The sequence below is a fragment of the Vulcanococcus sp. DEBay_Sum22DG08_74 genome (genome assembly GCF_017852955.1).
GTDB lineage: Bacteria > Cyanobacteriota > Cyanobacteriia > PCC-6307 > Cyanobiaceae > Vulcanococcus.
The window spans coordinates 1-6,236 of sequence record NZ_JAFMKL010000098.1; the positions used below are offsets into that span (position 1 = coordinate 1).

The following is a 6,236-nucleotide window of genomic DNA, read 5'->3' on the forward strand; positions in this document are numbered from 1 at the left end:
CATCAACTGGATCCAGAGCTGGTGCTCCCGGGCAATGGCGCGGCGGAACTGTTCACCTGGGCTGCCCGTGATGCGGCCAGCAGCGGTTTGTCGCTGTTGCCCCAGCCCGGCTTCGCTGATTACGCGCGTGCTCTTCAGTGTTGGGGCGGCCAGCAGCGGCCCTTGGCCCTTCCCCTGGAGTGGGAGGCCGCATTCCCGCAACCGTTCCCGTCCGTCGCCGCTGCGGAGGTGCTCTGGATCACCAACCCCCATAACCCCACCGGCCAGCTCTGGAGCCGCGCGTCCTTGAGGCCGCTGCTGGCGCGTCACAGCCTGGTGATCTGCGATGAGGCCTTCCTGCCGTTGGTGCCAGGCGGGGAGCAACAGTCCTTGATTCCGCTGGTGGCGGAGCACCCCAACCTGATCGTCATCCGCAGCCTGACCAAGCTGTACGGAATTGCTGGGGTTCGGCTCGGCTATGCCGTGGCCCAGCCCGAGCGGCTGCAGCGCTGGGCCGGCTGGCGGGATCCCTGGCCCATCAATACCTGGGCTGGAGCGCTGGCCGATGCCCTGCTGAGCGATCCCCGCGATTACCAGCGTTGGTGCTCTCGCGTGCAGGCCTGGGTGGCGCAGGAGGGGCAATGGTTACAGCAGCACCTGCGGGCGTTGCCCGGCATTCACCCGTACCCGTCTGCGGTCAATTACCTGTTGCTGCGCGCTGAGCAGGGTTCCCTGCAGCCGCTTCGGGAGGCGTTGGAGCGGCGACATCGCATCCTGGTGCGCGATTGCCGATCCTTCGCCGGGCTTGGCGAGTCCTGGTTGCGGATTGGTTACCAGAACCGCTCGGGTAACAGGCGTCTGCTGCGGGCCCTAGGCGCTGAGCTCCTGCAGTAGTCCTGCGATCAGTGCTTCGGCATCGCGCACGGCCAACTGCTCCATGCCGCGGCGCAACTGCAGTAGGGGGTCGATCACCGGATCGCAGCCCCGCAGCCTGGGACCGAGCAGACGCCAGAGGGTGCGCTCCAGGGCGGGATGCTCGGGGGGGTGCTGCCAGACGATCACTGCAGCACCGACGGCCGCGGCGGCACCGGCGTTGGCGTCCTGGTGCTTGTCCGCTGCTTGGGGGTAGGGGACCAGGATCGTTGGACTCCCGCAGACCGCCAATTCGCTCAGGCTGCCGGCACCCGCACGGCTGATCACCAGATCGGCGTGTTGCAGCAAGCCGGCCACCTCGTCGCTGAAGGGTCGCTCGGCGTAGCGGGGGTGTTGCAGTTGACCGCTCTCGGGGTCGTTGTTGCCGCTGAGGTGGACCACCCGGCAGCCCAGGTTCAGTAGTCGGGGCAGCAGGGGCCGGACCATGCGGTTGAGCCCCACGGCACCCTGGCTGCCGCCCATGACCAGCAGCAGTGGGCCCGCTCCCGCCGGGACCCAATTCGGGAGTGGTGTCGCCTGCAGAAACTCCCGGCGTACCGGGGTGCCCGTCACCCGCGGGCGGCAGCCCTGCAGGCGCTCCGCCGCCTGGGGCAGTCCGACGGCGACCTGGCTGCAGAGCCGCCCGAACAGGCGTGTGACTTTTCCTGGGACGCCATTGGATTCATGCAGCACCACCGGCACCCCGCACCAGCGGGCCGCCAGGATCGCCGGTGCAGCGATGTAGCCGCCGGTGCTGAAGACCAGACGGATGCGTTCCCGGCGGATCAAGCGCCGCACCGTGACCGTGGCGCCCAGCAGGCGCAGCAGGTTGGTGAGCTTGCGCAGTCCCCGGCCCTGAAGGCCGCCGGCATCGACGGTGTGCAGCCGGTAGTCCTGGGGAACTAGCTCGGTCTCCAGCCGGTCGGGAACACCGAGCCACTGGATCTCCCAGTCCGAGGGCAGGGCCTGGGCCACGGCGAGGGCTGGGAAGAGATGCCCGCCGGTGCCGCTGGCAGCGATCAACAGGCGTGACATGGGCATCGCTGATGAGCGCGCCTAACTTAAGGGCACCTCCCCGTTGAGCTCCCGTGCAGTTGCGCTCCTTCCTGGCTGCCGCCCTCGCTCTGACGGGTTTGGCCATGGGGGCTCCCCTTCGGGCGGCGCCCAGCCTGCAGGCCCTGCAGGAGGCCCTGAACAACGGCTCCTCCTCGGAGATCTCGGCCCTGCTCGAGGCCGGTAATGGCCTGGATCCCGCGTTGGTGTTGCAGCGCCGCGACTTCTTGCGCGCTCAGTTTCCCGATGCCAGTTGGCAGGTGAGCCCCGGGGTCTCCCTCAAGGACGGACGGCCCACCACGCTCGTCACCGTTGCCGGTAGCCGTAAGCAGGGGCCCTACAAATTCCGCTTTGAAGCCACCCAGAAGTTGGTGCTGGGATCCAGCGGCGATCGCTTCAACAGCCAGGACGTGATCGAATCCAATTCGATCCTGCGCAGCGGTGACCCCAACCTCAAGGTCAGCCTGTTGATTCCCGATGCCGTGCTGACGGGGCAGCGCTACGACCTCGATGTGATCTTTGACGACCCCCTTAACGGTGCGGTGGTTGCCGGGGCGATCAAGCCCGTCACGGTCAGCGAGTTGCTGCGGTTGCAGGCTCCCGACCTGCAGCTTGAGGCCCTCGGTGGCGGCGGCCTGTTCAAGACCGTGCAGGCCCCCTTCCAGCCGGGCAGTCAGACCTGGGCGGTGCTGTTGGTTCACCCCAAGGGGATCGTCGCGGCGTCCAAGCAGGTCCGGGTGGTCGCCAAGCGCTCTGAGCTCACCCTTTAAACCAACGGGCCAGCGCGGAGACATCCAACTCACCGCAGCCCTGCTCGATCAGCTCGTCCTCTAGGGCGGCCACCCGTTCGCAGATCGGCAACTCCAGCTGGGCCTCGGCCGCGGCACCCAGGGCGATGCCGAGGTCCTTGCGGTGCAAGGCCAACTTGAACCCCAACGGATAGGAGTCGTTGATCATCTGTTGGCTCCTGTTCTCCAGGGCCCAGGAGCCAGCGGCGCCACCCTTTAGGGCCTCCACGAGTGCGTCTTGCGGTAGCCCCAGGCGATCGGCGAGGGCCAGGGCTTCAGCGACGGCGGCATAGCTGCCGGCCACCAACACCTGATTGACCGCCTTGGCCTGTTGCCCTGCTCCCACGGGGCCGAAGTGATGCAGGCTGCCGCCAATGACCTCCAGCAGCGGCCGAGCCCGCTCGAGCTGGTCCAGCTCAGCCCCGATCAACACCCGTAGGGTTCCGGCTTCGGCTCCTTCGGTGCCGCCGGTCACCGGAGCATCGATGTAGTCCACCCCCTGCGTCGCGAGCTCGCCGGCGAGGCGTTGGCTGGTGCCTGGGCTGATGGTGGAGCAGTCGATCACCAGCGCCCCAGGCTGCAGGTGGCCCTTCGCCAGGGCCAGCACCTCGTCGACCGCCTGGTCATCGCTCAAGCAGAGCAGCAGCAACGGCGACGCGGCCGCCGCTTCAGCCACGGTCGCCGCTCGCTGGGCACCCGCCGCCTCCAGGGATTGTGCGGGAGCGGCAGTGCGGTTGAAGACCGTCAGGCTCCATCCGGCCCGCAGCAGGTTGCGGGCCATGGGGGCACCCAGGGCTCCAAGGCCCAGACAGCTCACATCAGTTGGCATGGGCTGGTTTGGAGAGGGTGTTGAGTTCGCCTCGGTCCAGGCTGCCATCGCCGTTCTGGTCGATGGTCTGGAAGTGCTTGCGCAGCCAGGGGTAGCCCTGGGCTTCCTGTTGGTCGATGCGGCCATCGCCGTTCTGGTCGGCCTTACGCAGGACCCGCTCGGCGCGCGGGGGCGGCACCTTGTTACTGGGCTTGAGATCCGCGGGGGTCAGGTAGCCGCGGCGGTTCTGGTCCAGGCGGTCGAAATGACGCTGGAGGTAGGGCTGCCCTTGAACCTCCTGGCGCTCGAGTCGTCGGTTGCCGTCCCGGTCCAGTTGCTCGAAGAGCTGTTGCAGGCGCCGTTCATAGGCCTTGAGTTCCTGCGGCGTCTGAGCCTGCAAGCCCAGGGGGAAGGCCAAGAGCAGGCCGGCGCCAGCGGCAAGCAGGAAACAGGAGCGGTGGCGCCTCATGGCATCAGGCTATGGAGCCCTGCTCGCTGCAATCGGCCTGGCCGCTCGGCAAGGTGTGACCAGATCTGTCTAGCGCGATTTCCGCAGCTTGATCTCCATACAGTCGGGACAGATGTTGCGCCTGCAGCCCCATGGCCGTGCCTGCACGGAGCACTCCCCAACGCATCTGGGTGGTGGATGACGATGCGGAGCAGCGGCGCTTGGTCGGCACCTATCTGACCGATCAGGGCTACGACGTGCGCTGCCTCAGTAGCGGTGAGCAACTGATGGTCCGGCTGGAGAGCCAGCGGCCCGATTTGGTGGTGCTCGACGTCATGCTTCCTGGGGAGGACGGTCTGACCCTGCTGCGCCGTCTGCGGGATGGCGGCGATGACCTGCCGGTGGTGATGTTGACGGCCAAAGGGGACGGCATCGATCGGATCATTGGGCTAGAGCAGGGGGCCGACGACTACTTGGGTAAACCCTTCCTGCCCCGGGAGCTCACGGCGCGGATTGAGGCGGTCCTTCGGCGGCGCGTCGCCCTGCCTGCGGGCACGCCGCTGGCGGAGGGACAGGTGGTGGAGTTCGGCGAGAACCGGCTGGATTTGGCCAACCGCAGCTTGGAGCGCAATGCCCATCCCGTTGTGATCACCAGCGGGGAGTTCAGCCTGCTCGCGGCTTTTGTCCAGCACCCCCATCGGCCCCTGTCCCGGGAGCGTCTGATTGAGTTGGCCCGGGGTCCGGAATCGGAGACCGACAGCCGCAGCATGGATGTCCAGGTCTCCCGGGTCCGCAAGCTGGTGGAGCCCGATCCCACACGGCCCCGCTACCTGCAGACGGTCTGGGGTTACGGCTACGTCTTTGTGCCCGATGGCCAAGCACGCACCCGTTAAGTACGTCCTGGCGGGCGCGGGCATCTCCGCCCTGGCTCTGGTGGTTCTGCAATCGCTGCTGGCCCAGCGCTTGGAGCGGGCGCAGATTGCCCAGATGGGTCCCGAGGTGGCCTTCAACCTGAAGCTCGGGGAGTTGGCACTCGATCGCCTGCCGCCCGAGGCCCTGGCCCGTCTGAGTGGATTGCCGTTGCGGGTCGGCCCCTTCCCTCCCGTCAGTGGCGATGGACGTTTGCAGCGGCAGGCGCGGCTGCTGCAGCAGGAGCTCTGCCAGCGGGTGCGGCCCTGTCCGCCGGTGCTACCGGCCCAAAGTCTGGCGCCCGGCCTGTGGGTCGAGTTGCTGTCGCCCCTGGAGCCGATCTGGTTGTTCACCCCCGTGGGGCCGGCTCAGCGCTGGCCCCCTGATCCCCTCTTGCTGGGGTTGTCCTTGTTGACCGGGAGCATCTCTGCCTCGTTTCTGTTCCTCTGGCGCGAGGTGCAAACCCCCCTGCAGCAACTGGAGCAGGCCCTGGGCTCCGTGGGGCGTTCCGGCCAGCAGCCCGCTCTGCCGGAGCGGGGGGCTCGGGTGGTCCGCTCGTTGACGGGCCGCTTTAACGCCATGGTCGAGCGCCTGGCCAGCAATGACCGTGAGCGCACAACGATGCTCGCGGGCATCGCCCATGACCTCAAAAGTCCCCTGACGCGTCTGCGCTTGCGTTTGGCGGACCAGCGGCCAGCGGAGGCGGACCTGGATGCGCTCGAGCGCATCACCAGTCAGTTCCTGTTGTTTGCCGGAGGCGGGGATGCGGAGCAGCCCGTGCAGTTGCCCCTGGATCAGTGGTTGGCGGAGTTGACCGCTCCCCTCGAGGCGGACCAGGTGCAGCTGGATCTCACCCCGATGGAGGCGCGGGTGCAGCCGGTGGCCCTGGGGCGAGCGGTGGGGAATTTGATCGAGAACGCCCTGAGCCATGGACAGGCCCCGCTGCGGTTGGTCCTGCGTCCGGAGGCGGCGGATGGTTTTCGCATTGAGGTCTGGGATCAAGGCGATGGCATTCCTGCCGAGCAGTGGGCTCAAGCCTTGATGCCGTTTCAGCGCTTGGACCGGGCCCGGGGCGGCAGCGGCCACTGCGGTCTGGGGCTCGCCATCGCGGCCCGGGTCGCTGCCAGCCATGGCGGGGGGCTGAGCCGCCTGCAGTCGGAGCGGGGCTTTGCGGTGGTGCTGACGGCCCACTCCCTGGAGCGCCCGTAGCTGGAGGAGGCACAAAAAAAGGGGCCCCTCGGGGCCCCAGTCGCTGAATCGCCAGTGGAGATCAGGCTTCGTCGAGGGCGGCCACGCCGGGGAGGACCTTGCCTTCCAGCAGCTCGAGGCTGGCGCCACC

Annotated in this window: 7 protein-coding genes; 4 read left to right on the plus strand and 3 right to left on the minus strand. The window is 67.8% G+C overall.

Features of this window, described 5'->3' with window-relative positions; all coding sequences use genetic code 11:
* Window positions 1-873: aminotransferase class I/II-fold pyridoxal phosphate-dependent enzyme (locus tag QZ184_RS09460; protein WP_296419273.1), on the plus strand; the 873-nt coding region annotated here is incomplete at its 5' end.
* Here the strand turns inward: QZ184_RS09460 and QZ184_RS09465 are convergent.
* Window positions 850-1,926, minus strand: coding sequence for a UDP-N-acetylglucosamine--N-acetylmuramyl-(pentapeptide) pyrophosphoryl-undecaprenol N-acetylglucosamine transferase (locus tag QZ184_RS09465; RefSeq protein WP_296419278.1), 1,077 nt, complete (start codon window positions 1,924-1,926; stop codon window positions 850-852). The genes QZ184_RS09460 and QZ184_RS09465 overlap by 24 nt on opposite strands.
* 53 nt (window positions 1,927-1,979) lie before the next feature.
* Here QZ184_RS09465 and QZ184_RS09470 point away from each other — a divergent pair, with 53 nt between their 5' ends.
* Window positions 1,980-2,714, plus strand: coding sequence for a hypothetical protein (locus QZ184_RS09470; RefSeq protein WP_296416244.1), 735 nt, complete (start codon window positions 1,980-1,982; stop codon window positions 2,712-2,714).
* Here the strand turns inward: QZ184_RS09470 and QZ184_RS09475 are convergent.
* On the minus strand, window positions 2,704-3,561 hold the full coding sequence (locus QZ184_RS09475; protein ID WP_296419275.1) for an NAD(P)-dependent oxidoreductase: 858 nt from the start codon (window positions 3,559-3,561) through the stop codon (window positions 2,704-2,706). The genes QZ184_RS09470 and QZ184_RS09475 overlap by 11 nt on opposite strands.
* The gene (locus QZ184_RS09480; RefSeq protein WP_010313497.1) at window positions 3,551-4,009 is read right to left on the minus strand and encodes an EF-hand domain-containing protein; all 459 of its coding nucleotides are present in this window, start codon (window positions 4,007-4,009) and stop codon (window positions 3,551-3,553) included. Before QZ184_RS09480 ends, QZ184_RS09475 begins: the two co-directional genes overlap by 11 nt.
* A 131-nt stretch (window positions 4,010-4,140) precedes the next feature.
* On the opposite strand from QZ184_RS09480, the gene QZ184_RS09485 reads away from it, so the two are divergent.
* Together QZ184_RS09485 and QZ184_RS09490 are read left to right on the plus strand one after the other, a co-directional pair.
* Window positions 4,141-4,881, plus strand: a complete 741-nt coding sequence (locus tag QZ184_RS09485) for a response regulator (RefSeq protein ID WP_296416242.1) — start codon at window positions 4,141-4,143, stop codon at window positions 4,879-4,881.
* On the plus strand, window positions 4,859-6,106 hold the full coding sequence (locus tag QZ184_RS09490; protein WP_296416241.1) for an ATP-binding protein: 1,248 nt from the start codon (window positions 4,859-4,861) through the stop codon (window positions 6,104-6,106). Before QZ184_RS09485 ends, QZ184_RS09490 begins: the two co-directional genes overlap by 23 nt.
* Window positions 6,107-6,236: the final 130 nt, after the last annotated feature.

What these genes read in the sequence shown, in the direction of transcription:
- QZ184_RS09465 (WP_296419278.1), bottom strand. Translation starts at nt 1,926, where the DNA reads ATGTCACGCCTGTTGATCGCTGCCAGCGGCACCGGCGGGCATCTCTTC.
- QZ184_RS09475 (WP_296419275.1), bottom strand. Translation starts at nt 3,561, where the DNA reads ATGCCAACTGATGTGAGCTGTCTGGGCCTTGGAGCCCTGGGTGCCCCC.
- QZ184_RS09480 (WP_010313497.1), bottom strand. Translation starts at nt 4,009, where the DNA reads ATGAGGCGCCACCGCTCCTGTTTCCTGCTTGCCGCTGGCGCCGGCCTG.
- QZ184_RS09485 (WP_296416242.1), top strand. Translation starts at nt 4,141, where the DNA reads ATGGCCGTGCCTGCACGGAGCACTCCCCAACGCATCTGGGTGGTGGAT.
- QZ184_RS09490 (WP_296416241.1), top strand. Translation starts at nt 4,859, where the DNA reads ATGGCCAAGCACGCACCCGTTAAGTACGTCCTGGCGGGCGCGGGCATC.